At 68.2% G+C, this 26,959-nt stretch carries 26 protein-coding genes; 12 read left to right on the top strand and 14 right to left on the bottom strand.

What is annotated here, in order from left to right; translation table 11 throughout:
- Positions 1–2 precede the first annotated feature (2 nt).
- The 6 genes from ACFWVD_RS14915 to ACFWVD_RS14890 are packed head-to-tail and all read left to right on the top strand — an operon-like array spanning position 3 to position 4,399.
- Positions 3–305 (top strand): urease subunit gamma, encoded by a 303-nt coding sequence (locus ACFWVD_RS14915; protein WP_379242917.1) that lies wholly within the window; start codon positions 3–5, stop codon positions 303–305.
- Complete coding sequence (ureB, locus tag ACFWVD_RS14910; protein ID WP_379242915.1) at positions 302–586, top strand: urease subunit beta; 285 nt, start codon at positions 302–304, stop codon at positions 584–586. The genes ACFWVD_RS14915 and ureB overlap by 4 nt, the downstream gene beginning before the upstream one ends.
- On the top strand, positions 583–2,292 hold the full coding sequence (locus ACFWVD_RS14905; RefSeq protein WP_379242913.1) for an urease subunit alpha: 1,710 nt from the start codon (positions 583–585) through the stop codon (positions 2,290–2,292). The genes ureB and ACFWVD_RS14905 overlap by 4 nt, the downstream gene beginning before the upstream one ends.
- On the top strand, positions 2,289–2,951 hold the full coding sequence (locus ACFWVD_RS14900; RefSeq protein WP_379242911.1) for an urease accessory protein UreF: 663 nt from the start codon (positions 2,289–2,291) through the stop codon (positions 2,949–2,951). The genes ACFWVD_RS14905 and ACFWVD_RS14900 overlap by 4 nt, the downstream gene beginning before the upstream one ends.
- Positions 2,944–3,675: an urease accessory protein UreG gene (ureG, locus tag ACFWVD_RS14895; RefSeq protein WP_379242909.1), complete on the top strand. Its 732-nt coding sequence runs from the start codon at positions 2,944–2,946 to the stop codon at positions 3,673–3,675. Before ACFWVD_RS14900 ends, ureG begins: the two co-directional genes overlap by 8 nt.
- Positions 3,647–4,399, top strand: coding sequence for an urease accessory protein UreD (locus tag ACFWVD_RS14890; protein WP_379242907.1), 753 nt, complete (start codon positions 3,647–3,649; stop codon positions 4,397–4,399). The genes ureG and ACFWVD_RS14890 overlap by 29 nt, the downstream gene beginning before the upstream one ends.
- A gap of 39 nt (positions 4,400–4,438) precedes the next feature.
- On the opposite strand, the gene ACFWVD_RS14885 is transcribed toward ACFWVD_RS14890, so the two are convergent.
- Entirely contained in the window at positions 4,439–5,731 is a 1,293-nt protein-coding gene (locus tag ACFWVD_RS14885) for a DUF1576 domain-containing protein (protein WP_379242905.1), read from the bottom strand.
- A gap of 340 nt (positions 5,732–6,071) precedes the next feature.
- On the opposite strand from ACFWVD_RS14885, the gene ACFWVD_RS14880 reads away from it, so the two are divergent.
- Positions 6,072–7,727: an alpha/beta hydrolase gene (locus tag ACFWVD_RS14880; protein WP_379242903.1), complete on the top strand. Its 1,656-nt coding sequence runs from the start codon at positions 6,072–6,074 to the stop codon at positions 7,725–7,727.
- A 10-nt stretch (positions 7,728–7,737) separates the two neighbouring features.
- On the opposite strand, the gene ACFWVD_RS14875 is transcribed toward ACFWVD_RS14880, so the two are convergent.
- Positions 7,738–9,075: a M20/M25/M40 family metallo-hydrolase gene (locus ACFWVD_RS14875; RefSeq protein ID WP_379242901.1), complete on the bottom strand. Its 1,338-nt coding sequence runs from the start codon at positions 9,073–9,075 to the stop codon at positions 7,738–7,740.
- Between the two features lie 117 nt (positions 9,076–9,192).
- Positions 9,193–10,386 carry a PucR family transcriptional regulator gene (locus tag ACFWVD_RS14870; protein ID WP_379242900.1) on the bottom strand — a complete coding sequence of 398 codons (1,194 nt, stop codon included), beginning with the start codon at positions 10,384–10,386 and terminating at the stop codon, positions 9,193–9,195.
- 263 nt (positions 10,387–10,649) lie between these two features.
- Between ACFWVD_RS14870 and lpdA the strand changes: the two genes are divergently transcribed.
- The 5 genes from lpdA to ACFWVD_RS14845 all read left to right on the top strand — a co-directional run bounded on the left by lpdA (position 10,650) and on the right by ACFWVD_RS14845 (position 16,655).
- Positions 10,650–12,098 (top strand): dihydrolipoyl dehydrogenase, encoded by a 1,449-nt coding sequence (lpdA, locus tag ACFWVD_RS14865; protein WP_379242898.1) that lies wholly within the window; start codon positions 10,650–10,652, stop codon positions 12,096–12,098.
- An 11-nt stretch (positions 12,099–12,109) separates the two neighbouring features.
- Positions 12,110–13,210, top strand: a complete 1,101-nt coding sequence (pdhA, locus tag ACFWVD_RS14860; protein ID WP_379242896.1) for a pyruvate dehydrogenase (acetyl-transferring) E1 component subunit alpha — start codon at positions 12,110–12,112, stop codon at positions 13,208–13,210.
- Positions 13,211–13,229: 19 nt separating this feature from the next.
- The gene (locus ACFWVD_RS14855; RefSeq protein ID WP_379242894.1) at positions 13,230–14,213 is read left to right on the top strand and encodes an alpha-ketoacid dehydrogenase subunit beta; all 984 of its coding nucleotides are present in this window, start codon (positions 13,230–13,232) and stop codon (positions 14,211–14,213) included.
- Positions 14,214–14,231: 18 nt separating this feature from the next.
- Positions 14,232–15,494 carry a dihydrolipoamide acetyltransferase family protein gene (locus ACFWVD_RS14850; protein WP_379242892.1) on the top strand — a complete coding sequence of 421 codons (1,263 nt, stop codon included), beginning with the start codon at positions 14,232–14,234 and terminating at the stop codon, positions 15,492–15,494.
- Between the two features lie 84 nt (positions 15,495–15,578).
- Positions 15,579–16,655, top strand: a complete 1,077-nt coding sequence (locus ACFWVD_RS14845) for an alkaline phosphatase family protein (RefSeq protein ID WP_379242890.1) — start codon at positions 15,579–15,581, stop codon at positions 16,653–16,655.
- Positions 16,656–16,657: 2 nt separating this feature from the next.
- Here ACFWVD_RS14845 and ACFWVD_RS14840 read toward each other — a convergent pair whose 3' ends face one another.
- From ACFWVD_RS14840 to ACFWVD_RS14790, 11 genes are all read right to left on the bottom strand, one after another.
- Positions 16,658–17,041 carry a hypothetical protein gene (locus ACFWVD_RS14840; protein ID WP_379242888.1) on the bottom strand — a complete coding sequence of 128 codons (384 nt, stop codon included), beginning with the start codon at positions 17,039–17,041 and terminating at the stop codon, positions 16,658–16,660.
- Between the two features lie 140 nt (positions 17,042–17,181).
- Positions 17,182–18,621, bottom strand: coding sequence for an amino acid permease (locus ACFWVD_RS14835; RefSeq protein ID WP_379242886.1), 1,440 nt, complete (start codon positions 18,619–18,621; stop codon positions 17,182–17,184).
- A gap of 45 nt (positions 18,622–18,666) precedes the next feature.
- Positions 18,667–19,902 (bottom strand): kynureninase, encoded by a 1,236-nt coding sequence (gene kynU, locus ACFWVD_RS14830; RefSeq protein ID WP_379242884.1) that lies wholly within the window; start codon positions 19,900–19,902, stop codon positions 18,667–18,669.
- A complete protein-coding gene (gene dmpG, locus ACFWVD_RS14825) occupies positions 19,896–20,936 on the bottom strand; it encodes a 4-hydroxy-2-oxovalerate aldolase (RefSeq protein ID WP_379242882.1) in 1,041 nt (346 codons plus the stop codon). The genes kynU and dmpG overlap by 7 nt, the downstream gene beginning before the upstream one ends.
- Complete coding sequence (locus ACFWVD_RS14820) at positions 20,933–21,847, bottom strand: acetaldehyde dehydrogenase (acetylating) (RefSeq protein ID WP_379242880.1); 915 nt, start codon at positions 21,845–21,847, stop codon at positions 20,933–20,935. The genes dmpG and ACFWVD_RS14820 overlap by 4 nt, the downstream gene beginning before the upstream one ends.
- On the bottom strand, positions 21,844–22,863 hold the full coding sequence (locus ACFWVD_RS14815; RefSeq protein WP_379242878.1) for an amidohydrolase family protein: 1,020 nt from the start codon (positions 22,861–22,863) through the stop codon (positions 21,844–21,846). Before ACFWVD_RS14815 ends, ACFWVD_RS14820 begins: the two co-directional genes overlap by 4 nt.
- On the bottom strand, positions 22,860–23,432 hold the full coding sequence (locus ACFWVD_RS14810) for a 3-hydroxyanthranilate 3,4-dioxygenase (RefSeq protein WP_379242876.1): 573 nt from the start codon (positions 23,430–23,432) through the stop codon (positions 22,860–22,862). The genes ACFWVD_RS14815 and ACFWVD_RS14810 overlap by 4 nt, the downstream gene beginning before the upstream one ends.
- Positions 23,429–23,845, bottom strand: coding sequence for a RidA family protein (locus ACFWVD_RS14805; protein WP_379242874.1), 417 nt, complete (start codon positions 23,843–23,845; stop codon positions 23,429–23,431). The genes ACFWVD_RS14810 and ACFWVD_RS14805 overlap by 4 nt, the downstream gene beginning before the upstream one ends.
- Entirely contained in the window at positions 23,842–24,585 is a 744-nt protein-coding gene (locus ACFWVD_RS14800) for a 2-keto-4-pentenoate hydratase (RefSeq protein WP_379242872.1), read from the bottom strand. The genes ACFWVD_RS14805 and ACFWVD_RS14800 overlap by 4 nt, the downstream gene beginning before the upstream one ends.
- A complete protein-coding gene (locus ACFWVD_RS14795; RefSeq protein WP_379242870.1) occupies positions 24,585–25,385 on the bottom strand; it encodes a 2-keto-4-pentenoate hydratase in 801 nt (266 codons plus the stop codon). The genes ACFWVD_RS14800 and ACFWVD_RS14795 overlap by 1 nt, the downstream gene beginning before the upstream one ends.
- Positions 25,382–26,809, bottom strand: coding sequence for a 2-hydroxymuconic semialdehyde dehydrogenase (locus ACFWVD_RS14790; RefSeq protein ID WP_379242868.1), 1,428 nt, complete (start codon positions 26,807–26,809; stop codon positions 25,382–25,384). Before ACFWVD_RS14790 ends, ACFWVD_RS14795 begins: the two co-directional genes overlap by 4 nt.
- Positions 26,810–26,959: the final 150 nt, after the last annotated feature.

Raw genomic sequence — 26,959 nt, 5'->3', positions numbered from 1 at the left:
ATATGCGACTGAATCCTTCGGATACGGAAAAGCTGCTGCTCAGCGTTGCGGGGATGGTGGCGCGCGACCGGCATGAGCGTGGTGTGAAACTCAACTATCCCGAGGCGGTGGCGTTGCTGTCGTGCTGGGCGATCGAGCGTGCTCGCGACGGTCGGTCGGTGGCCGAGGTGATGAGCGCGGGTCGGCAGGTGCTCACGCGCGGGGATGTGATGGACGGTATCCCCGAGATGTTGGGGGACGTGCAGGTCGAAGCGACGTTTCGTGACGGTCGCAAGCTGGTCACCATCACCGAGCCGATTCGATGATCCCCGGTGAGTACCGGTTCGGTGAGATTCCCTTGCCGGACGAGAGCGGTCGCGACCAACTCGACGTGGTGATGGTGAACACCGGGGATCGGCCGATTCAGGTCGGTTCGCATCTGCATCTGCCCGAGGCGAACGCCGCGCTGGAGTTCGACCGCACCGTCACGGTCGGTTTCCATCTCGATATCCAGGCGGGCACCTCGATCCGGTTCGAGCCGGGCGTGAGCCGCACCGTGGCGTGCACCCGGTTCGGCGGCCGGGTGGGTCGGGAGATGACGCGGTGAACGCGATTTCACGGCATCGGTCCGCGGAGTTGTTCGGGCCGACCACCGGTGATCAGATCAGGCTCGGTGACACCGATGTGTGGATCGAGGTCGAATCCGATCGCACCAACCGGTATGACGCGGTCGTGTTCGGTGGTGGCAAGACCATCCGCGACGGGATGGGGCAGGGGCGGGTCAGCCGGGACCAGGGCGCCCTGGATGTGGTGGTCACCAACGTTGTGGTGCTGGACCATTGGGGCATTGTCAAAGCCGATGTCGGGATCCGGGACGGGCGCATCGTCGCGGTCGGGCGCGCGGGCAACAGCGAGATCATGGACGGCATCGATGCGGGGATGGAGATCGGGCCCAGCACCGATGTCATCGCCGGGGAGGGCTGCATTCTGACCGCGGGTGCGGTCGACACGCATGTGCACTTCCTGTCCGAGATCGAGATTCGCGAGGGCATCGCGGCGGGCACGACCACCATGATCGGTGGTGGCGCCGGGCCGACGAAGGGCACGAAGGCGACCTCGGTGACACCGGGTGCGTGGTCGTTGGCGATGGTGCATCGCGCGCTGGACGAATTGCCGGTCAACGTCCTGCTTTTCGGTAAAGGCAGCACCACCAGCGTTGATGCCCTGCGGGAGGACGCGCTCGCGGGGGCCGGTGGTTACAAGATCCACGAGGACTGGGGTTCGGCGCCGCCGGTGATCGATGCGGCGTTGCGTGCGGCTGACGAGTTCGGTCTGCAGGTGGCCCTGCACAGCGACAGCCTCAACGAGACCGGGTATGTCCAGGAGACGATCGATGCGATCGCGGGGCGCGGGATCCACGCGTTCCATTCCGAGGGCGCGGGTGGTGGGCACGCGCCCGACATCATGGTGTTGGCCGGTCAGCCGAATGTGCTTCCCGCGTCGACGAATCCGACGATGCCGTTCAGCGTCAACACTGTCGTGGAGCACCTGGACATGCTGATCGTGTGTCACGCGCTCAATCCGAAAGTGCCCGAGGATCTGGCCTTCGCCGAATCGCGCATCCGCGCCACGACCATGGCCGCCGAGGACATCCTGCACGACCTCGGCGCGATCTCGATCATGTCCACCGACGGCCAGGCGATGGGGCGGATCGGGGAGATGATCTGCCGCACCTGGCAGACCGCGCACGTGATGAAGTCGCGCTTCGGGCGCGGTGATTCGACGTTGCCGGCCGATAATGAGCGCGCTCGCCGCTATGTCGCCAAGTACACGATCTGTCCGGCGGTGGCGCACGGCATCGATCACGAGGTCGGGTCGGTGGAGGCGGGCAAGATGGCTGATCTGGTGCTGTGGAAGCCGGCGTTCTTCGGGATTCGGCCGGAGGCGGTGATCAAATCCGGTGCGGTGGTGGCCGCGCCGTTGGGCGATCCGGCCGCTTCGATCACCACGCCGCAGCCGGTGTTGATGCGGCCCGGTTTGGCGGCTCACGGTGTGGCGGCGGCGCACCTGTCGACGACGTTCGTGGCGCCGATCGCCTTGGACACCGGGCTCGAGCAGCGGCTCGGTCTCACTCGCAGGCTGGCGGCGGTGCGTCCCACTCGCGACATCGGAAAGAAGGACCTGCCGCGAAACAACGCACTGCCACGCATCGAGATCGACCCGGAGACCTTCATCGTGTCGATCGACGGAGTTCCGGTGCCGCCGCAGCCCGCGGTGGAGCTTCCGCTCGCCCAACGCTATCTGATGTTTTGAGCAGCGTTGTCGATCTGCTGCTGCCGGATGGGCGCCTGCCGGTGGGTGGTCACGCCCATTCCGCGGGGCTCGAACCGGCGTTGCGTGCGGCGATGCCCCCGGCGCAGATCTCGCGGTACCTGACCGCGCGCTTGCACACGGTGGGGCGCGTGGAGGCGGCTACGGCGGTGCTTGCTCGGCGGGCAGCACTCAGTGAACTCACCGACCTCGATCAGATTCACAGTGCTTATGCGGCAAGGACTTCCAGTTCTGCTCTGCGCGCGGCCTCGGTGCAACTGGGCCGGGGAATCTCGCGGCTCGCACAGCAGTTGTGGCCCGCGGAACCGTGCATCGCCGCACTCGCCGCGATGGCGGCACCGTATCGCCCGGTCGCCTTCGGGGTGGTCGCGGCGGTCGCCGGACTCGACGACATCCGGACCGCCCGCACCGCGCTCTACGACGATCTGCAGACCGCCGCCTGCGCCGCACCGAAACTGATCGCCGTGGACCCGGTCGAGCCCGTGCGCTGGGTGCTCGCGCTGGCAGACACCGTGGAGCGCATCGCCGACCTGGCCGTGACCGTCACCGGGTGTGCCGATCTGCCCGCGCCGACCGCACCACAGATCGAGCAGTGGTCCCTCGAACATGCGAACCGACACAGGAGGATTTTCCATGCTTGAAAAGTCTGACCCGTCGACCCGTCCCTTGCGTTTGGGTGTGGCGGGGCCCGTGGGTACCGGCAAGAGCACGCTCATCGCCACCCTGTGCCGTCGGTTGGCGTCAGAGCTCGAGATGGCCGTGGTCACCAACGACATCTACACCGACGAGGATGCCCGGCTGCTGCGCGCTGCGGGGGTGTTGCCGGTGGAGCGGATCGTCGCGGTGGAGACCGGCGCGTGCCCGCACACCGCGATCCGCGACGACGTGACCCCCAACCTCCTCGCAGTCGAGGATCTCGAAAGGCAGTTCGCGCCTTTGGATCTGGTGCTGGTCGAAAGCGGTGGCGACAACCTCACCGCGACGTTCAGCCCGGCTCTGGTCGACGCGCAGGCGTTCTGCATCGACGTCGCCGGTGGGGGAGACGTCGCCCGGAAGGGCGGTCCCGGTATCGAACGGGCGGATCTGCTCGTGGTCAACAAGACCGACCTTGGCCCGCACGTGGGCGTTGACCCTGATCAGATGGTGCGTGACGCCAGCGCCGTGCGCGGCGGGCTGCCGGTGGTGGCGTTGAGTCAGCGCGATCCGGCCAGCATCGACGAACTCGTCGACTGGGTGCGCACGGTGTTGAACGCACACCGCGGTGGTGCTTTGATACCGGCGGACCCGGGTCCGATGGCGCCGCATTTTCACGCCGATGACGAGCACGGACACGTCCATGACCATCAGCACGCTCACCAGCACTGAGCCCGACGTCGCGCCGGTGCTGCCGACGCGAATCTCGGTGCAGCCCAGTGCGACCGGAGTGGTCGTCGAGATGCTGGATCGGGGGGATTTTCTGGCGCCGCGGCTGTTGAGTATCGATGGTGCGCGGGTGCGGATCGCGCTGGTCGGGTGCTGTGCGATGCTCGTCGCGGGAGACCGCCTCGAGCTCGACATCGCGGTCGGCGCCGGTGTCGAACTCGAACTCGTCGAGCCCTCGGGCACCGTCGCCTACAACGCCCGCGGCGGGAACGCGAGCTGGACAGCCCGAGTGACAGTAGCGTGCGGCGGGGTATTGCGTTGGCAGGCAGCACCTTTGGTCATCTCCGAGGGTGCGGATCTGACCCGCTGCATCACCATCGATCTGGCCGAGGACGCGAGGGCGGTGTCGTCGGAGGTCGTGGTGTTGGGTCGAAGTGGCGAGCGCGGTGGGGCGCTGCGTTCCAGCCAACACGTCACCTATGCCGCAGCGCCGCTGCTGGTCGAGGAACTGGACCTCACCGACCCCGAATTGCGTTCCTGCCCTGGCATTCTGGGCGATTACCGCGTGATCGGCACCGTCGCGATATTCGGGCATCGGCCCGACACGCTACCGAGCCCGACCGCCACCTACCTCGCCGGACCGGGTGCGCTGGCCAGGGTACTGAGCCACGCGGCGCACACGATCGAGCACGAGATGGACCAGTGGTGGCGGGCCTGGAATCGGTAGTGCGTGTGCAACTGCCGCTGGTGAACGAACCAACGCGGCTCAGGCCGCCGGTACTGGTTCGTCGACAGTGCCGGGCGTGCGGCGCGGGTGGGCCAGGAACGCCGCGACCGGTGCCACCACCGCCGCGACCAGACCGGCGGCGAACCCGTTGCCGTAGAGGTTCAGCCCCACCACCAACACCCCGGTCACCTGCGCGGTCGAGGCGTGTAGGAATCCGGCGACCACACCCCACTGCAGGCCGAACCGTCCCGCGATCGGCGCCAGGCACGTGCCGAACAGCGCGGCCCAGATCATGCCCGGATCGGTCAGCTCGAGCGGTTTGAGCAACCCGGCCAACACCACACCGACCACGATCGGCACGATGTTGAGCGCGTGCTTGCCACAGGCACCGAACCCGATCACGCTCAGAATGCCCGCCACGACCGGACCGTTGAGGGGTGCGCCGATGACGAGCACATACCCGACCGCCAGCGCACCGAGCACGGCGATGTTGAGCAAGACCGCGCCCGCACCGTACTCGGCGAGAAAGTCCGACGGTGCCCGGCCGTCATTGCGCAGCAGGCGTGCGTAGGCCCGCCACGGCGAGCGGTCGCAGACGAACGCCGCGACCAGCATGGCCACCAAGCAGATCGTCAACAGCACGAGGATCGCGGTGTTGTGCCCGGAGGTCCACGCCATCTCCGGTTGCGGGCCGAGCCCGAAGGCCCGATAGACCGCCACGATCACCGCGCCGACAACCCCGGCGACGAAACCCATGTTGTACAGGCTGTATCCAGCATGGGTGTGGAACAGTCGCCGCGCCACCGGCGGCACCACGAACCCGATGAGCACCGACGTCGACACGCCCAGCGCGATGCCGGCCCACGCGGGCAGCGCTGTGGTGAAGACCAGCACCGAGAAGATCGGCGACAACGCGGTGGCGAAGAACGCCGTTGACACATAGTCGGCCAACCGGTCACCGCGAACCACGGCATACAAGGCGACACCCGCGATGATCGGCCAGATATTGAGCAGCGTCTTGCCGTACAGGGAAGTACCGAGCAGCAGCAGCAGGCACGCCACCGCGTCCCCGTTCACCGGCGCACCGGTCAGCCGAAACGCCAGGCACGCCACCAACGTGACCAAGCCGGCCTGGGCGAACGCGCCGCCCAGACCCCCGACCCCGACGAAATCGGTGACCACCAGGTCACGCGCGAACACGATGTCGCCGATGCCGCGCACCACCTGTGCGGGAGTGTCGACTGCGAAACCGAACAGCACGAACGCCAGCGCCGTCGCGGTGATGATCACCAACAGTGTGTGCTGGTCACGTCGGCCGGTCGTCGAGTGCAACGAACTTCTCCTCGCTGTCGAGCAGCTTCGGTCAGCGTCGCGGACAGGCCGCGTCGGTCTTCGCAGCGACCGCAGGGCAATCGGCATCGCGGGGAGGTTCGACCAGCGCTTCGATCGCGATGCTAGCGGATCCGATCGCGGCTTCGGCGTGGACCGCAGACACGCGGCGCGCCCTGTTCAGCGGTACTCGCGACGCGACTGCCTGCGCTGACACGCGTGTTGAGCAGGGGGTCTGGTGTTACGGTCAGGAATGATCTCGTCCGAGCCCGTCTGATCGGCTTTCGTTCGACAGGCTCATCCTCGGCAACGATGTGGCATCCGTGACTCACAAGGGAACACCATGAATGACGTCGCAAGCAGTCGTGTTTCCGAGTCTCCGCGTCGGGGATTGTCTTTCGGTGGTGTAGTCGGGGTGCTGGTGTTGACCTGGCTGTCGTTGACGCCGTCGTTGTTGCCGCGCGGGCCGCTGTTCCAAGGCGTGGTCACCGGTGCGGCGGCCGTGCTCGGTTACGGGCTCGGGCTGGCGGTCACCGCCGCGCTGGGCTGGATGCTGGAACGTCGGATCGGGTCGGCGCCGAAGTCGTTGCGCTGGGGTTTGGCGCTCGTGGCGGTCGTCGGCACGATCGGCGTGCTGTTCTGGTATGCCGACTGGCAGAGCGAGCTGCGTGCGCTGATGGGCGTGGACGATCTGCCGTGGCACGCCTATCCGATCATCGTGGTGGTCGCCGTGGTCGTGTTCGCGATACTGCTCGCGGTCGTGCGTGTGTGTGCGGCGGCGGTTCGGTGGGTCGGGCGGCACGTGGAACGGGTACTGCCCGCACGCGTTTCCGTAGTGGTGGGCGCGGTGGTGGTGGCACTGCTGCTGGTCGCCGCGGTCAACGGTGTGGTGGCCGAGGCCGGGATGTCGGTGCTGAATCGGTCGTTCAAGGCCGCCAACGAGCAGTCGCCGGACGACACTTCGGCACCGACGCTGCCGCAGCGCTCCGGCGGGCCGGGCTCGTTGGTGAGCTGGGACTCCCTGGGCAGACAGGGCCGCATTTTCGTCACCAACGGTCCCACGCCCGTCGAATTGACCGCGTTCAGCGGCAGACCCGCGCCCGAACCGATTCGTGTCTACACGGGTCTGGATTCCGCGGAGAACGTGCGCGCCGAAGCCGATCTCGCGGTCGCGGAGTTGCGGCGCGCCGGGGGATTCGACCGGGCGGTGCTCGGTGTGGCCACCACCACCGGCACCGGGTGGATCAACGAGTCGACCGCGTCCGCGTTGGAATACCTGGCCAACGGCGACAGTGCGCTGGTGAGTATGCAGTACTCGTTCCTGCCCAGTGCGCTGTCGTTCCTCGTCGATCAGGAACGCGCACGCCAGGCCGGTCAAGCCCTGTTCGAAGCCGTGCACGCGGTGTGGGACACCATGCCCGCCGAGCACCGGCCGAAACTGGTCGTGTTCGGCGAGAGCCTCGGATCATTCGGCGGTGAGGCCGCGTTCGCCAGTGTGCAGGACATCGCCGCGCGCACCGACGGTGCCCTGTTCGTCGGTCCTACCGGTCTCAACTCCATCTGGGGCGACACCACCGCGCGACGCGACCCGGGTTCGCCGGAAACGCTGCCGATCTACCGCGATGGAGACACCGTTCGATTCGTCGCCGACGCCGCCGATCTGGCACGCCCGGCAGCCCCGTGGCCGTCGCCTCGGGTGGTGTACCTGCAACATGCCTCCGACCCCATCACGTGGTGGTCACCGAAGTTGCTGTTCCAGAAGCCGGACTGGCTGTCCGAACAACGCGGCAGCGACGTCCTGCCCAGCACCCGCTGGATCCCCGTGGTGACATTCCTGCAGGTCTCGGCGGACATGGCCGTGTCGGTCGACGTCCCCGACGGTCACGGGCACACCTTCCACGCGGCTATCGCCGATTCCTGGGCGGCGATCCTGCAACCGCAGGGCTGGACTCCGGCCGATACCGAACGGCTTCGCGGAATTCTGCGCGGCGAAGGCTGAACGCGACGGCTCAGTGGCTGCGACGCAGAACTGCCTCGTAGAAACGGATCCCGTGTTCGAGGGATGCCACCGATAGTCGTTCGTTGACCGAATGCAGCAAACCGCGAGCCTGCTCGTCGAGCTCGAACGGGTAGAAGCGGTAGACGTAATCGCTGATCTGGGCGAGGTGGCGTGCGTCGCTGGCGCCGACGACGAGGAACGGGGAGATCACCGCGCCGGGAAAGGTTTCGGCGACAGCGTCTTTGACGCGGTCGAACGCGGGACCGTCGGTGCGCGCGGCCGGGGTGGGTTCGGAGGCGTTGATGATCGTGAGCTCGACGTGCGGGTCGTCGATGACCTTGCGGATGCGCTCGACGGTGCCGGCGACGGTTTCGCCGGTGAGGATCCGGATGTTGAGCACCGCCGACGCGGATTCGGCCATGATGTTGGTGCCCTGACTGCCTTCGAGCATCGTGGGCACCGCGGTGGTGCGGATCATCGCGTTCATCAGCGGCCCGGATCGGGGCATCAGGGTGGCGATCAGGCGCTGGAACTTGTCGGCGCGCGAGAGAACCGCGGCGAGCGGGCCGGTGGAGTGTTCGCCGATGATGGTGAGCATTTCCATGATCGGCGGGGTGATCTGGGCCGGAAAGTTGTAGTCGCCCATTTTCACCAGGGCGCGCGCGATGCGGGTGGTGGCCGGGTTCTTGCCGGGCATGGAGGCGTGGCCGCCGGGGTCGACCGCGGTGAGTTGCAGGTCGAGCAACCCTTTTTCGGCGGTGCCGATCACGGCGACCTTCTCGGGGATCGGGAACAGGTCCCCGGCTACGCCGCCGCCCTCGTCGATGACCAGGCCGGGCACGATGTTGTGCTCACGGAAGTACTCCACCACGGTGGGGACGCCGATGCCCGCGACTTCCTCGTCGTGGCCGAACAACAGGTAGACGTCGCGGTCGGGTGTAAACCCTTGGGCGAGAAGGTTTTCCACGGCTTCACAAATGCATACGAGCGGGCCTTTGTCGTCGATGGCCCCGCGGCCCCAGATCACCCCGTCGGCGACGGCGCCCGAGAACGCCGGGTAGGTCCAGTTGGCCGGGTCGCCGGGGGCGACGACGTCCTGGTGGGCCATGAGCACGATCGGGTCCGCGCTCGACCCGGTATCCCAGTGGTAGACCAGGGTGTGGTCGGCGAAGATCTGCCGACGCAATTTCGCGGTCATCACGGGGTAGAGGGTCTCGAGCGTCTCGCGGAAGAGTGTGAATTGCGCCCAGTCGGTGTCGTTGGCGTCCTGCGTGGTGACGGTAGGAATCTGTAGCAAGGTAGACAGCCGCTGGACCGCGCCGTCCAGGTCGATGGTGCCCTCCGTCATGCCGCTGTCCTCTCCCGAGAATATGCACCTGATGGCGCGTCTAGCCCGGTTCACAGCGTATACCTGGTTACCACCCTCACCAGGCTGAATGCGGTGCGCGCCCGCTTCCTGAGGTGATCAGGCCGCGCCGCGAGCGGACTCGAGCGCTGTCAGGGCGAGGGACAGCTCCAGATAGGTGCGCTGGCCTTCCAATGGACGGTCGAGCAGGGTCGAGATCCGCTGTAGGCGGTTGAGCACGGTGTTGCGATGGCAGTGCAACCGCACCGCCGCGTTGGCTGCCGAGCAGTTGTGCGCCAGCCATTCCGACAGGGTCGCGATCAGCGCGTCTCGGTCTCGGGCGGGCAGGGCCAGGACTGGGCCCAACACCCGCGCGACCAGCAGGTCGGCCAGGTCGGGTGACCGCAGTAGCAGCGCTTCGGGGTAGCGGTCGTTGAGCGAGACCAGGCCGACGGTGCCCGCGGGCACGGTGTCGAGGGCGACGCGGGCGAGTGTGTGCGCGGAGTCGACGTCGGCGAGGCCGGGCACGGCGGGGGAGGCCGCGGCACGTCCGCGGGTCAGGGGTCGCAGGTGGTGTAGGACCGTGTCGGCGTCGCGGTCGGCCAAGGAGACCAGGCCGATCACGGTGTCGGCACGGCTGTGCCAGATCGAGCGGATGCCCACGGCCCGCAATGCCGTTTCGGGGTCCGACAGGGCGGCGCGACCATCCGGTAGCGGGGCGGCCACGATCACCAGGTAGGCGGTGTGTAGTGGAATGTTGAGTTCGCGGCCCGTGCGCGCGGCGAACGTCGCGTCGTGGGCCCGGCCTGCGAGCAGGTCCTCGATGAGGGCGTGCTTGCGGCGTTCGTCGCGCCGGACCATGTCGAGTTCGGTGTTGCGGTAGGCCGTGGACAGTGCCGAGGACAGGCCGTCGATGACGGTCCACATGGCGGTGCCCGCGGCGCGGATCTCGCGCGGGGTGACCGCGACGGTCTCGGCGCAGTCGAGCAGCGCCTCCCACACGATGCGCCCGCCCAGCCGGAAGGTTCGCAGCATCGCTTCGAGCGGAACGCCCTGTGCGGCACGGTGTTCGCCGATCGCGGCCGCGACGGCGTCGGGCTCGGGGACGGGTGCCGCTGTGCTGAGGCGGTCGAGGATGCGCGCGAGGTAGCGCCCGCACGCGTCGCGTAACTCCGCGCGCGGAACCGAGGTGTAGTCGTTCCACTCGGGGTTGTCGGTGAACACGGCGGTGATCAACTTGTCGGTCAGCGCGGGAAGGTCGGCGCGGCACGCTTCGGCCAGCGCGCGAATATCGCCGCTGTCGTCGGTTGGCACGGACACTCCTCTGCTTCGGTGCTCCGCCGGGCCCGGGTTCGCACCAGGGCCTCGAGCGAGGCGTTCTGGATAATGTAGGTCGCCTCGATCGCCGACGGTGACGGGGCCCACGAACCGGGCCTGATTGGGCAACGCGCCCAACCGCAGGCCCTGAACTCTGGGCTGTCGGTCGATTGTTTGTGCATCAGTGGACCGTGAGACTCATCGGACGACCCGAGCCGAACCGTGGACGGGTTGATCGTTCGAGCTGAGGAGCACCACGAGTGCCGGATTTCGATCTTTTGGTGATCGGTGGCGGACCGGGCGGATATGTGGCCGCCATTCGCGCCGCGCAACGCGGCCTGAAGGTCTGCGTTGTGGAGAAGGAGCGCCCTGGCGGCGTGTGCCTGAACTGGGGCTGCATCCCGACCAAGGCGATGTTGCGGTCGGCGGAGGTTTTCCAGACACTGTCCACCGCAGCGGAATTCGGTGTTCACGCCGATAATGTGCGCTACGACTTCGCCGCGGTGCGGAACCGCAAAGACGCCATCGTCACGGAGCTGACCAACGGTGTCGCGGGCCTGCTGAAGGCCAACGGGGTCACCGTGATCGACGGCCACGCCCGGTTCGTCGCGCCGACCACCGTGGAGGTTCACGAGGTCGGTGGCTCGCCGATCTTCGACGGCGGCCCCCGCTATGCCGCCGCCCCTGGCGCGCCGATTCGCCGGGTGAGCGCGCGCGATGTGATCGTGGCGACCGGTTCGGTGCCCGCGCAGCTGCCGATCCCCGGTGCCGGGTTGCCCGGTGTGGTCACCTCCGATGGCGCGTTCGGCCTCACCGAGGTGCCGCGACGGTTGGTGATCATCGGCGGCAGCGCTGTCGGTGCGGAATGGGCCAGCCTGTTCGCCACCTTCGGCAGTCAGGTCACGGTCGTGGAAATGCGTGATCGTCTGGTTCCGTTGGAGGACAAGGAGATCGGTGACGCGTTAGGTCGCTCGTTCCGCAAGCGCGGGATCACCGTCCTGACCGGCGCCACGGTCACCGCCATCACCGAGGGTGACGCCCTGCGGGTGTCGGTCGGCGGCCCGGCGGCGCAGGAGCTGGACGCCGACGTGGTCCTGGTCGGCGTCGGGCGACGTCCGAATACGTCCGAACTCGGGCTCGAGGTCGCCGGAATCGCCACGGACACACGCGGATTCATCGAGGTCGACGACCGACTACGGACCGGGGTCGAGCACGTGTACGCCATCGGGGATGTCACCGGGCGCGCGCTGCTGGCCCACGTGGCATCACATCAGGGCATCACCGCCGCCGACGTCATCGCCGGGCACGACGCCCACATCGACTACGCGGTGATCCCGGCCGCGACGTTCACCCACCCGGAGATCGCCAGCGTCGGTCTCACCGAAGAGGCCGCCCGTGCCGCCGGTCATGAGATCGTCGCCGCCAAGTTCCCGTTCGCGGCGTTGGGCCGGGCGAAGACCTTCGGGGAGACCGAGGGGTTCGTCAAAATCATTGCGGGGCAGCAGCATCGGGAAGTGCTCGGTGTGCACATCATCGGCCCGTCGGCCAGCGACCTGATCACCGAGGGCGCACTGGCGATGTCGCTGGAAGCCACGCTCGACGAGTTGGCCGACACCATTCACGCCCACCCCACCTTCGGCGAGATCGGCATGGAGGCGGCCATGGCCGGACTCGGCCTGCCGGTCCACGTCGCGCCACGCAAGCGTTGAGGAGCACGACCATGACAACGACCACCGCGCGGAGCACACCCACTCGCAGGCGCACGAAAACCTCCGCACCCGCGGCCACCGACATCGATTCCGCTGTCGCAGTGGAAGATCCAGAGACCCTGCGTGGCCTCTACCGCGACATGCTGTTCATTCGACGGTTCGAGGAGCGCACCGCCCAGAGCTACCAGCAGGCCAAGATCGGCGGCTACTGCCACCTGAACCTCGGTGAAGAGGCCACCGTCGTGGGCCTGGGCGCCGCGATGCGCCCCACCGACTACCTGTTCACCAACTACCGCGAACACGGATACGCGCTGGCCAAGGGCATCGAACCGGGTCGCGTGATGGCCGAACTCTACGGTCGCTCCACCGGCACCTCGAAGGGCTGGGGCGGGTCGATGCATATGTACGACACCGCGACCCGACTGCTGGGCGGCTACGCCATCGTGGGTGGTCAGGTCCCGCTGGCCATCGGTGCGGCGCTGGCCATCGATTACCGCGACGGCGACGACGTCGTGGTGTGTCAGATGGGGGAGGGCACCACCAACATCGGCGCCTTCCACGAGTCGCTCAATATCGCCGCGCTGTGGCGGCTGCCGGTGGTGTTCCTGGTGATCAACAACCAGACCGGCATGGGCACCACGGTCGAGAAGTCGTCGGCCGAACCGGATCTGTGGAAGCGCGCGGCCGCCTACCGCATGCGGGGCGAACGGGTCGACGGCACCAATGTGCTGGCCGTGCGCGACATGGCAAGCGAACTCATCGAAGACGCTCGCCGCAATCGCGCACCCGCGCTGCTGGAAGCGGTGAGCTATCGGCTCAAGGGGCACTCGGTGGTGGATCCGGGCAAGTACCGCAGCCCCGACACCGTCGCCACCGCCCGCGAGCACGATCCGATCGTGCTGTGGCAGCGGCGGTTGCTCGCGGCCGGGGTGCTGACCGAACAGGCGCTGACCGATCTCGAAGGCGAAGTGGCCGCGGGTGTCGCCGCCGCGGTCGAATTCGCCGACGCCAGTCCGCATCCGGAGCCGTCGAGCCTGTTCGACTACACCTACGCCACCCCGGTGCCCGGCGATTCCCGTCGCCTGCCCGCCGATCCGCTCTTCACCCACTGAGGACCCCACTGTGCCTGTCATGACCTATCGCGAAGCGCTGCGCGACACCCTTGCCGAGGAAATGCGCCGCGACGACGACGTCTTCCTGATCGGTGAGGAGATCGGCGTGTTCGAAGGCTCCTACAAGATCACCGCCGGTCTGCTCGCGGAGTTCGGCGAGAAACGGGTGCGCGACACCCCCATCGCCGAAGAAGGTTTCGTCGGTGCGGCGATCGGCGCCGCGATGCTGGGTCTGCGCCCGGTCGTGGAGCTCATGACGATCAACTTCTCGCTGCTGGCGCTGGATCAGATCGTCAACCACGCCGCGAAGATCTACGGCATGTTCGGCGGGCAGACCAATGTGCCCATCGTCATCCGGACTCCGGGCGGCGGCGGCCAGCAACTGGGTGCGACGCACTCGCAGAACATCGAGCTGTACTACGCCTTCGTGCCCGGCCTGAAGGTCGTGGCGCCCAGTACGCCCGCCGATGCCAGGGCATTGCTCAAAGCCGCTATCGCCGACAACGATCCGGTGCTGTTCCTGGAGAACCTGTCGCTGTACAACACCAAGGGCGAGGTGCCCGACGACCTGCCGCCCGTCCAGATCGGCAAGGCCGCGGTCACCCGCGAGGGCACCGATATCACCGTGATCGGCTACTCCCGGATGGCCACCGTGGCCACCGAGGTCGCCGAACGGCTTGCGGGCGAAGGTATTTCGGTCGAGGTCATCGACCTGCGCAGCTTGCGCCCGCTGGACCGCGACACCATTGTGGCGTCGGTCCGCAAGACCGGGTGCGCGGTGATCGGCGAAGACGACTGGCTCACCTACGGCATCGGCGCGGAGATCGCGGCCTCGATCTCCGATGGCGCCTTCGACTATCTCGACGCCCCCGTGCGTCGGGTGGCGATGGCCGAGGTGCCGCTGCCCTATGCCAAGCCACTGGAGAAGCTCGCCCTGCCGTCCGCGGAATCGCTGTACACCGCGGTGACGGAAACCCTGGCGGCCGTCGGCCGGCGGCGCTGAGAAACTGAGGAACACGCTATGCCCGACATCATCATGCCCCGGCTGTCCGACACCATGGAAGACGGCGTCGTTTCCGTATGGCTCAAGAAGGTGGGTGATCCCATCGCCCGCGGCGAGATCGTCGCCGAGATCGAGACCGATAAAGCGTTGATGGAACTGGAAGCCTACGACGACGGCGTCCTCGAACGGATCATCGCCGAAGCGGGGGTTCGCGTGCCGATCGGTGAGCCGATCGCGGTCGTGGGTGACGGCACCACACCCGTTGCGGCACAGTCTGTTCCGTCGACACCGGCTGTGTCCGACCTCGGCTCGACCGCCGCGGTCGTCGAGACCCGACGCGACGAAGGAGTGCCGCGCACGCAGGTGGTCAAGGCTTCGCCGCTGGCTCGCAAGATCGCGCGCGAGTTGGACGTGGATATCGATGCCGTGGTGGGCACCGGTCCGGGCGGGCGGATTACCAAGGTAGATGTGCAGGCCGCGCACAGTGCCAGCGCTGCCGTGACTCCCGCGGTGCCATCAGGTGACGTGAGTGTCGTTGCGCCATCAGGTGACGTGAGTGCTGTTGCGCCGCAAGAGGTTCCCGTGTCAGGAGACTTCGAGGAAGTTGCGCTGACCAACATTCAGCGCGTGTCGGCGACCCGCCTCACCGAGAGCAAGCAGCAGGCGCCGCACTTCTACGTGACCATCGCGATCGACGTGACCGAACTGTTCGCGTTCCGCGAGCGGATCAACGCGACGCTGACTGCGGCGGGCGACGGCAAGGTCAGTGTGAACGATCTGCTGGTCAAGGCGGTGGCGGTCGCGCTGGCGAAGAATCGCGCGATCAACGTCAGTTTCGCGGGTGACAAGGTGTTGCGCCACAAGGGAATTCACATCGGCATCGCGGTCGCGACCCCGGTCGGGCTGCTTGTTCCGGTGATTCGTGACGCGGACCGGCTCAGTGTGTCCGAGATCGCCACCGACAGCCGTGACAAAGCGACCCGCGCCCGCGACCGCAAGCTGCGTGCGCCGGAGATGTCGGGCGGCACCTTCACCATCTCCAACCTCGGCATGTTCGGCATCGAGCAGTTCACCGCGGTCATCAACGCGCCCGAAGCCGCGATCCTGGCCGTGGGCGCGGCGGCCGACGAGCTGCGCTTGGACGGCGACGAGGTGGTCGTGCGCAAGATCCTGCGCGTGACCCTGTCCGCGGACCACCGGGCCATCGACGGCGCGGTCGCGGCCCAGTTCCTGGCACAGGTGAAGGAGTTGCTGGAGAACCCGCTGAGAATTGTCGCCTAGCGGGATTCCCAGTTGGCGAGAAGTTCTCGGTCAATTGTCCAATTTGTAGGGTGTCGGGGCCGCGAGGCGATTACGGTGCCGCGCATGTCTCGTACACACCGCATCCTCGCGGCCGCCGCCCTGGCCGCTGTCCCGCTCACCGCCGCAGCGCCCGCCCCGGCCGCTCCGGTGGTGAACAAAGTCGTGGTCATCGGCCTCGATGGCACGCTGTGGAGTGAGGTGGCCGCGGCCGATGCGCCCAACCTCGACCGGCTGGCGGCGCAGGGCACCCTGGCGCGCACCTCCATCGCCCCGCATACCACGATGTCGTGTGTGTCGTGGGCGACGGCGCTGACCGGTGTGTGGGATACCAAGCACGGGATCCAGGACAATGAATCCACCTGCAATGCAGGGGCTTTCGCACCGTATCCGACGGTGTTCACGCAGGCGGAGCGGCAGCGTCCGGCGTTGTCGACGGCGTCGATCGGGACCTGGGACACGATCGGGATGATCGCGCGCACGGGCAGCCCGGCGGCGGACCGGGTGACCGTCACGCAGATCGATCCGACCGGTTCGGGCGTGTGTGAGAGCACCGCCGACGCCAGCGCCACCGCACAGGCTGTCTCGGCCATCTCCGACGGCACCGACCTGCTGTTCACGCACCTGGACCAGGTGGACATCGTCGGGCACACGCTGCGCGGCGTCTGGCCGCAGGCGTACCGCGACGCCATCAGCCGTGCGGACGCACTGATCGGAAAGATCACCGCCGCGGTCGACGCACGGGCGGCCTCGCACACCAACGAGCAGTGGACGATCCTGGTCACCACCGACCACGGCCACAAGCCCGACGGCGGCCACGGCGGTCAAAGTGCCGACGAGACAGCCAGTTTCGTCGTCGCGCGCGGCCCGGGCTTCGCGGCGGGCACTCAGAACAACGGCTACACCCTCGCCGACATCACGCCGACCGTGCTGGACCTGCTCGATATCTCGGCCCCCGCGAACCTCGACGGCGAGTCGGTGCTGACAGGCGGCTCGGGTAACCCGGCGGCACCGGTGCCGAATACCCCACCGGTCGGTTCCGGCATCACCGGTTCATCGTCGGGCTCGGCCCAGGCAGCCATGGTGGCGAACCCGCTGTGCATCCTGGGCAGCGGTTCGGCGGGTGGTTCGTCGGACAGGTGAGTTCAGGGCGCGTCCAACACGCTGGCCGGAACCCCGTAGGGCAGAAATCGGACTCGTCGGCGGTCGTCGGTGTTGTCGCGGTGGGCTCGTAATGCTTCGAGTTCGGTGGGGAATACCTGGTCGACGTTGGCCTGGCCGGTGTCGTCGATGGTGTAGATCGCCCACACTCCGCTGCCGGTTTCGCCTGCGGTCTCGGGTTCGGGTTTCGGCGTGGGTGGTTGCTGGGGCCCGAAGAACTGGCCGACCAGGACACCGAGGTCGACTTGGTCGACGCGGTCGAGGTAGCCGCCGGCTTTTCCGAGCAGGTCGAGGAATTCGGTTCCCGCTTCGCGCAGTGCGCGTTCGACATCGTCGGGGTCGATGCCGAAAGGTCCATCGGTTGCCATCGCATGTGCTCCTGGGGACGAGTCGGACGTCTGGATCCCCAGTGTCCTCGCGAAACGGCGACCTCGCCACGACGAGATCGGTCCGGACACGCCGATGGGCGCCGCTGCGAAACAGCGGCGCCCTGCGGTATCAGCGGAACTTACTCTGCGGCAGCTTCTTTCACCCGTGACCGGCGCAGCGTGGTCAGGCCGTAGCAGACGGCCAGCACGGCGGCGAAGACCAGGCCGGTGATCGCCGCTTGGCGCATGTCGGGGATCTTCACCGCGGTGGCGGCGACGGCGAGCACGCCGGCCGCGGCCAGCACCGCGAGGACGCTACCGCCCGGAATGCTGAACCCGGTGAACTCCTCCGGGTTGGCGTTGCGGTGGCGACGGAAGGCCACGTACGAGGCCAGGATCAGCAGCCACACCAGCATGAGGGCGAAGATGGCGATCGACATCATGATGCCGAACAGCCCGCTCACGTCGTAGAAGGCCAGCAGCGCCGCGGCGGCGATGCCCATGGTCGAGGCGGCCAGGGCGATGGCGGGCACGCCACGGCGGCTGAGCTTGGCGGTCGGGGCCGGGGCCAGCTTGTCGGCACCCAGCGAGTGCAGCAGGCGGGACGCGCCGTAGAGGTGGGCGTTGGCGGCGGAGATGGCGGCGATGAGCACCACGGCGTTGGTCAGTGTCGCCGCGGCGGGCACGCCGACCACGGAGAAGACCTGCACGAACGGGCTGGTTTCGACGCTGCCGTCGCTGTCGGCCAGTTGACGCCACGGGATCAGCGCCATCACCAGGATGATCGACAGGATGTAGAAGAAGCTCAGTCGCCAGGCGAGCTGACGCATCGCGGTGCGGATGGTGCGCTGCGGGTCCGCGGCTTCGGCCGAGGCGATGGCCACGACCTCGAAGCCGGCGTAGGCGAACATCACCACCGACATGGCCAACCAGATCGAACTCGCACCGTGGGGCATGAAGCCGCCGTCATCGGTGAGATGCGCCAGCCCGGTGGCCTGCGTGTCGGGCATACCGAAGAAGACAAGCAGTGCCGCGCACAGGATGAACGCGCACAGCGCCACCACCTTGATCGTGGACAGCCAGAACTCGGTGGTGCCGAACGATTTCACACTGATGATGTTGACCGCGAGCACCACCGCGGCGATCGCCAGAATGGCCGCCGACATCGGTACAGCGGGCCACCACCATCGGATATACAGCGCTGCGGCAACAACTTCGGTGCCGATGACCACCACGGCGCTGAACCAGTACAGCCACCGGCTCAGGAAGCCGGCCCACGGGCCCAGATAGGTTTGGGCGATGGTGCCGAACGAGCCCTGGACCGGGTGCGCGGCACACATCTCGCCCAGGAGTACGGCGATGACGCCGACCAGCAGGGCGCCGAGTACATAGGACACGATCACCGCGGGTCCGGCGGCCGAGATGGCCGATCCGGAGCCGAGGAACAGGCCGGTGCCCAGTGCGGAACCGAGGCCGATCATGGTGGTTTGTCGGTGGGTGAGGGAGCGGACCAGCGTGGCCCCCTCACCTTCCGGTGGGCGAATATCGTTGGAGGCGGGGGCTTTGTGTGGTGCAGCCATGACGGCGGTGTCCTTCTGCAGGGGTGGGGCGGGGAACTCGAAGGGTCAGGTGACGGTGGGGCGCTGGGTGAACTCGGGGGTTCGGTGAGCGCCGGAGGTGACGATGTCGTGTAGTTCCCGCACGGCGTGCAGCACGTCGGCGTGCGACACGTACAGCGGGTTGAACCCGAAGCGCAGCAGGTCGGGGGCGCGCATGTCGCCGATCACGCCGCGCGCGGTGAGCGCGGCGACCAGCGGGTACGCCTCGGCGTGGCGCAGGGCGACCTGGCTGCCGCGGTGGGCGGGGTCGCGCGGGGTGGCCATGGTGAAGCCGAGACCGTCCAGCAGCGTGTCGACGCATTCCTGGAAGAACCCGGTCAGCGAAATACCTTTGGCGCGTACGTCTTTCATCTCCACGCCGTCGAAGGCGGTGAGCGCGGCTTCCAGGGCCAGCAGCGACAGCAGCGGCGGGGTGCTGATTCGGGCGCGGGAGATGCCCGGTCCGGGGGTGTAGGTGCCCGACATCGCGAAGGGTTCCGCGTGGCCGTGCCAGCCGGTGATGGGCTGGTCGAAGTCCTGCTGATGACGCTGGGCGACGTAGGCGAATGCCGGCGCGCCCGGACCACCGGACAGGTACTTGTACCCGCAGCCGACCGCGAAATCCGCTGCGATGGCATCGAGTTCGACCGGCAGCGCGCCCGCGGCGTGGCACAGATCCCAGTGCATCACCGCGCCCGCGGCGTGCGCGGCCTCGGTGAGCGCGGCCATGTCGTACAGCTCGCCGGTGCGGTAGTCCACCGGTGCGTAGGCCGCGACCGCGACGTTCGCACCCTCGGCAGCCAGCACCGCGGCGGCCTCACGGGCGGGCACCCGGCGAACTTCGAGGTCGAGCATTCTGCCCACCGAGTCGGCGATGTACTGGTCGGTGGGGAAGTGGTCGGGATCGGTGAGCAGCAGTCGACGGTCGGGGCGCAGGCGCGCGGCGGCGACCAGGGTGTTGAACAGCTGAACGCTGGTGGAGTCACCGACCACGACCTGGCCGGGGGCGGCGCCGATCAGTCGCCCGAGGGTGTCGCCGGTGCGCAGCGGGGCTTCCCACCAGCCGTTGCCGTTCCAGGAGCGGATCAGGTCGGTGCCCCACTGGCGACGCACCGCGTCCTCGATCACCGCGGGCACGGCGGCGGGCAGGGCGCCCAGGGAGTTGCCGTCGAGGTAGGTGACGCCGTCGGGGAGCAGGAAGCGGTCACGGACGTGGGCGAGCGGGTCGGCGGCGTCCAGCGCGGTGGCGCGTTCGGTCAACATGAGGTGTCTCCGTCGTGGTGTGTAGGGGTGCCGGCTCGGACGAGATCCAGGGCGATGTCGGTGAGCAAGTCTTCCTGCCCGCCGACCAGTCGCCGCTGTCCTGCCTCGACGAGCAGGTCGCGCGTGTCGAGTCCGTGGCGCGCGGCCGCTGTTTCCGCGTGCCGCAGGAAGCTCGAGTACACCCCGGCGTAGCCCAGCGTCAGCGTTTCCCGGTCGACCCGCACGGGCCGGTCCTGTGTCGGCCGGACGAGGTCTTCGGCGGCGTCCATCAGCGGGAACAGTGCGCAGCCGTGTTCGAAGCCCATCAGGTCCAGGACCGCGATGGTCGGTTCCAGCGGGGCGTTTCCGGCGCCCGCGCCCTGTCCGGCCAGCGAGGCGTCCACGCGGTAGGCGCCCTCCTCGACTGCCGCGATGCTGTTGGCCACGCCCAGACCGAGGTTGTGGTGGGCGTGGATGCCGATCTCGGTGTTCGGATCGAGGACCTCGCGGTAGGCGCGGACCCGTTCGCGCACGCCGTCCATGGTCAGTCGGCCGCCGGAGTCGGTGACGTAGACGCAGTGCGCGCCGTAGGACTCCATGAGGCGGGCCTGGGCGGCCAGTTCCGCCGGCGGGGCCATGTGCGACATCATCAGGAAGCCCGACACGTCCATGCCCAGCTCGCGGGCCAGGGTGATGTGCTGGGCGGAGATGTCGGCCTCGGTGCAGTGCGTGGCCACGCGAACCGACGTGACACCCAGCGCGTGTGCGCGGCGCAGGTCCTCGGAGGTGCCGATGCCGGGTAGCAGCAGGGTGGTCAGGCGGGCCTTGGTGAGTACTTCGGCCGCCACCTCCAGCCACTCCCAATCAGTGTGTGCGCCAGGGCCGTACGTGATCGAGGACCCGGAAAGGCCGTCGCCGTGGGCGACTTCGATGGCGTCCACGCCGGCGGCTTCCAGTGCGGCCGCGATCGTGCGGACCTGGTCGAGGGTGTAGCGGTGCGATACCGCGTGCATTCCGTCGCGCAGGGTGACGTCTTGGACGTAGACCTTGTTCATCGGGCCGGGCTCCGTTCAGCCAGACGCTCGGCGGTGCGCAGCGCGGCGGAGGTCATGATGTCGAGGTTTCCGGCGTAGGCCGGGAGATAGTGGGCGGCGCCTTCGACTTCGAGGTAGACCGAAACCAGCAGGCGCCCACCGCCTGCCAGGCGGACCAGGGGGTCGTCGGCGGCCAGTGCGCGGAACTGTGGCTGCTGCTTGAGCCGGTAGCCGGGCACGTACGCGGCCACGGTGGCGGCCATCGCGTGCACGGAGGCGGCGACCTGGTCGGTGTCGCAGTCGTCGACGATGCAGTGCACGGTGTCGCGCATCAGCAACGGCGGTTCCGCGGGGTTGAGCACGATGATGGCCTTGCCGCGGGTCGCGCCGCCGACCTGTTCCAGTGCGCGAGAGGTGGTTTCGGTGAATTCGTCGATGTTGGCGCGGGTGCCGGGTCCGGCCGACCGCGAGGCGATCGAGGCGACGATCTCCGCGTAGTGCACCGGTGCGACCGCGGACACGGCGGCCACGATCGGGATGGTCGCCTGGCCACCGCAGGTGACCATGTTGACGTTGCGGGCGTCCAGGTGCTCGTCGAGGTTGACCGACGGCACCACATACGGGCCGATCGCGGCCGGGGTGAGGTCAACGATCGTCTTGCCGAACGGTGCCAGCGCGGCCGCGTTGTGGTGGTGCGCGCCGGCGGACGTGGCGTCGAAGACGATGTCGATGTCGTCGAATCCGTCCATGGCCAGCAGCCCGGCCACACCGTCGGAACTGGTGGGCACGCCCAGTCGTCGGGCCCGCGCCAGACCTTCGGAGTCCGCGTCGATGCCGATCATCGCGCCGGCGGAGATCGTCCCCGATCCGCGAATGATCTTGATGAGGAGATCGGTGCCGATATTGCCCGATCCGATCACAGCTGCCTTCATCGGACGGCCTCCTTCAGCAGCGGGGTCAGGCCGAAGAAGCGAATGGCGTTGCCGCCCAACACTGCTGCCTGTTCGTCAGGGGTGAGGGTGCTTTCGCGCACCAGGGCGCCGATGTTCTCCTCGCCGAGCGGGAAGGGGTGATCCGAGCCCAGCATCACGCGTTCCGCGCTCATCACGTCCACCAGCAAGCGCAGCGCACTCTGGTCGAACACGGCCGAGTCCACGGCGAAGCGGTCGGTGTAGTGCGAGGGCGGGTGCGGGCTGTCGGCGCGCACGATGTCGCGGCGGTGCCAAGCATTGTCGGCGCGGCCCAGCATGTACGGGAAGCTGCCGCCGCCGTGGGCGAACAGCAGTCGCAGCGAGGCCGGGAGGCGTTCGAACGAGCCGGACAGGATCAGCGACAGGATCGTGAGGTGGGTTTCCGCGGCCATGCCTGCCAGCCACGCGAGCATGTACCGCTCGAAACGGGGGCCCGTGGGCATGTCCCAGGGGTGGACCAGCACGGCCGCGTTCTCGTGGGCGCAGTGTGTGAGGAATTCCTGCAGTGCGCCGTGGTCGAGGTCGCGGTCGCCGATGTGGTTGCCGATGTGGACACCGTGGAAGCCCTGGGCCATCGCCTCGGTGAGCACGGCGCAGGCCGCTTCGGTGTCTTGCAGCGGGACCTGGCACAGCGGGGCCAGCCGGTTCGGTGCGTACGAACTGTATTGCAGTAGACGGGAATTGACCGTGTGGCACCAGTCGGTGGCGCGCTGCGACTCGAGGTCGTAGCCGAACATCAGCGGGGTGCTGGACAGCACCTGGATGTCGACGCCGAGCCGGTCAAGATCGGCCACACGCTCGGCGGGGTCCCACAGGGTGCGGCGCACGGGCCGGTATTCGGCGGACCCGGCCATCATCATTCCGGCATCGCCGTCGCCGGTGCGCAGCCAGGGGCCGTCCTCGGAGCCGGTCAGCGTCCGCGACTCGGCGCGGCTGATCTCCGGGAAGACGTGAGCGTGGATGTCTACCAGCGTCATTCGCTGTCCACCTCGTCGCGACGGGTGCGCGGACGCAGCTGTTCGGGCCAGTCCTTGCCCGGGTGCACGGTCCCGCAGTGTCCGCAGGTGCGGGCGGCTTCGTCGGCGTAGAACGCGGTGAACACCGGCGGCAGGTCGTCCACGATCGAGGTGAGCTGCAGTTCGCTGCGGTGCACCAGGTGGTGGCAGTTCATGCAGTACCACTCGAAGGCGTCGCGGTGGCCTTGTGGGCGGGCGAACTCCACGACCAAGCCGATGCTGCCTTCTTCCGGGCGCTGCGGGGAGTGCCGCAGGTGCGCAGGGGCCAGGAACACGTCGCCTTCGCGGATGTGGATGTCGCGGGGCGGCTGCCCTTCCTCCTCCATCACGCGCAGGACCATGTCGCCCTTGAGCTGGTAGAAGAACTCTTCGATCGGGTCGTCGTGGAAGTCGGTGCGGCGGTTGGGGCCGCCCACGATCGTCACCATCAGATCGGCGTCCTGCCAGATCTGCACATTGCCGACCGGCGGCTGCAGCAGGTGGCGGTGTTCTTCGATCCAAGCCTGGAGATTGAACGGGTTCATGGTCATCGCAACTCCTTGGTCTGCGGGAGGTGGGCTACGGCGCTGATCTCGATCAGCAGATGCGGGTGGGGAAGTTGATGGACCGCGACCGTAGTGCGGCTGGGGCCCGTCTCGTCGAAGTACTCGGCGTACACGTCGTTGTAGCCGCCGAAGTCGTTCATGCTCACCAGGTACGTGGTGACCGACACCAGATTGTCGAGGCTGCCGCCGACCGCGCCCAGCAGGCTCGCGATGTTGTCCAGCACGGCGCGGGTCTGGGCCCGGATGTCCAGGTCGGTCACGCCCATCGGGTCCACGCTGGCACCGACGAAACTGCCGTCGGGGCGGCGAGAACTGGTGCCCGACACGAAGACCAGGTCGCCTGCGCGACGCAGGTGCGGGAAGCGGCCGCGCGGTGGGGCGGCGCCGGGGACGATCACGCGGCCTCCTCGGTGGTGAAACCGACCGTGCCCAGGCCCGCGACAGTGGCTCGGACGTGGGTGCCGGGCGGCAGTGCCACGGCGGCGGTCGCGGCGCCGGCCAGGATCACGGTGCCGGGTGCCAGCTCACCGGCGAGGCGGGCGGCGGCGGCGAGGGCGCGCAGTGGGTGGCCGAGAATCGCTGCGGTGGAACCGGTTTGGACGAGGCGTCCATCCAGTTCGAGCAGGACGCCGAGATTGCCGAGATCGCTCATCGCGCTCCACGCGCCCACGACATAGCCTGCCGCGGAGGTGTTGTCGGCGATCACTTCGGGCAGGGAGAACCGGAACCCGTCGTAGCGGGAGTCGATCACTTCCAGCGCGGGTGCCACCGCCGCGACGGCCGCCGCGGGATCGCCGCCGGCGCGCAGAGTGTCGCCGAGCAGGAACGCCACTTCGGGCTCGACCCGCGGGTGGATCAGCCCGGAGACGTCGAACTTTCCGCCGTCGGCGATGTGCATCCGGTCCGTGAGTCGGCCGTGGATCAGGTCGGACACGCCCATCTGCCGCATCTTCGCCAGGCTGGTGAAACCGAGCTTGAAGCCGGTGATCTGTTCGCCGCGAGCGAGCTTGCGCGCCACCAAGGCGGCCTGGACGGCGTAGGCCTGGTCGGTGTCGGACAGTCCGCTGCCGCCGCCGGGCAGTGGGCGGGCGTGCAGGGCCGCGTCGTCGAGAGTCTGCGCCAGTTCTGCGGTGTTCATCAGGCGTCTCCTTCTTCTGCCGGGCGACCGAAGGCCGCGCGCACCGAGCCGAGATTGTCGATGCGTGCTTCGAGGACATCGCCGGGCTCGACGCTGACCATGGGGCCGAGCGCGCCGGTGAGGACGGTGTCCCCGGCGCGCAGCGGTCGGCCCAGTCGCACGAGCGTGTCGGCCAGCCAGACCGCGGCGTGCAGCGGATTGCCCAGGCAGGCCGCGCCCGCACCGGTGGACACGGGCTCGCCGCGCCGTTCCAGGACCATGCCCGCGGTCCGCAGGTCGATGTCGCGCAGCAGCACGGGCCGGTTGCCCAGCACGTAGAGGCCGCTCGAGGCGTTGTCGGCGATGGTGTCCACGACGGTGATGTCCCAGTCGCGGATGCGGCTGCCGACCACCTCGATGGCGGGCAGTGCGAAGGCGGTCGCGCGGATCACGTCGGCCACGGTGTGCCGCTCGTGGGTGAGGTCGTGCTCGAGCACCAGGGCGACCTCGGCCTCGGCCTTGGGCTGCAGCACCGAACCCCAACCGATCTCGGCGCCGTCGGCCACGGCCGTGTCATCGAGCAGCGGGCCGAAATCCGGTGTGTCCACACCCAATTGGGCCTGCACGGCCTTCGAGGTGAGTCCGATCTTCCAGCCGGTGATGCGGCGGCCTTCGGCGAGGCGGCGATCGGTCAGGATGGACTGGACGGCGTAGGCGGCGTCCAGGTCTCCGGCCGGGAGGATGTCGCGAACGGGGTCGCACGGAATGCCGCTGCGGCGCGCCTGGTCGATGCGCTCGGCGGCTCGGGTCACTGCACTCACAACTTCACACACACATTCATCGGCTCGGAGAAGAAATCGAGGGAGTGGTCGCCGCCCTCACGGCCGATCCCGGACGCCTTCACTCCGCCGAACGGCGTGCGCAGGTCGCGCAGATTCCAGGTGTTGACCCAGGCGATGCCGACGTCCAGGGCGGGGGCCACGCGGTGCGCGCGGCTCAGATCGCCGGTCCACACGGTGGCGGCGAGGCCGTACGGGCTGGCGTTGACCAGGTTCAGGGCCTCCTCCTCGGTGTCGAAGGGTGCCAGGTGCACGACGGGTCCGAAGATCTCGTCGCGGACCGCGGGGTGGTCTTCCGGCAGGCCGGTGAGCACGGTGGGCTCGACCCAGAAACCGCCGTCCCGTTCGTCTTCGAACTTCGGCGCCTTGCCACCGGCGAGCACCTGGCCGTCGGCTGCGGCCTTGTCGAGGAAGCCCAGAACCTTGTCGCGGTGTGCGGCGGAAACCATGGGGCCGTAGCCAGTTAGCGCCTTGGCGCCCTCGGCCAACGCTTGCGCGAACGCGTCGAAGATCGACCGTTCCACGTACAGGCGTTCGGTGCACAGGCACACCTGCCCGCTGTGGGTGAACGCCGAACGCAGGGTGCCTTGGACGGCCTGCTCGAAGTCCGCATCGGCGAAAACGAGGCCGGCGTTCTTGCCACCCAGTTCGAACGACACCGGCGTCAGGTGCGCGGCCGCGGCCCGCATGATCGTGCTGCCGGTGCGCGACTCCCCGGTGAACGCGATCGCGTCGACACTCGGGTGCTCGGTGAGCCACTGCCCGGCCTCGCCCGCGCCGCCACCGTGCACCAGGTTGAACACGCCCGCGGGCAGTTCCGTGTCGGCGATGACCTCGGCCAGCAGGCAGGCGGTGCTCGGTGTGAGCTCAGAAGGCTTGGCCACCACCGTGTTTCCCATGGCCAGCGCCGGGGCCACCTTCCAAGTGAGCAGCAGCAGCGGCAGGTTCCACGGCGAGATCACCGCGACCACGCCCAGGGGCTTGCGCACGGTGTAGTTCAGCGCGCCGCGACCGTCCGGGGTGGGGGTGTGCCAGGACTGCTCGCTGCGACCCGCGGTGAGGTCGGCGTACGAGCGGAAGTTGGCGATCGCGCGCGGGATGTCGATGGTGGAGGCGAGCTCACGCGGCTTGCCGGTGTCGGCGCATTCGGCGGCGACGAACTCCTCGAAGCGCTGTTCGATGCCGTCGGCGATCCGGTGCAGCACGGCAGACCGTTGCGCCGGGCTCCAGGTGGACCACGGGCCGTGCAGCGCGTCCTTTGCGGCCTGCACCGCCTGGTCGACCAGCTCCTTCGGCGCCGCTGGAACCTCGCCCGTAGCGGCCCCGGAGACCGGATCGATCAGCGGGAACGGCACGCCCGACGTGTCGAACCTGCCTCCCACGTAATGCCGCACGGGTGAGTTCACCTTGTAGACCTCCGTTGCTGGGTCGGGACCTCTGATGTCCCGAAGCGTGTGGGTAGCATGCGCCCAACAACATATGCCGAGCCAATGCCAATCGACGTCATTGCTATATCGAAGTGGGTATGTTGTGGCTGGACCTGCTCGGACTTACCT

Source organism: Nocardia sp. NPDC058666 (assembly GCF_042714895.1).
In the GTDB taxonomy this organism is placed as follows: Bacteria; Actinomycetota; Actinomycetes; order Mycobacteriales; family Mycobacteriaceae; genus Nocardia.
The sequence above is the reverse complement of the archived record's forward strand: the minus strand, read 5'-3'. Positions and strand labels throughout refer to the sequence as shown.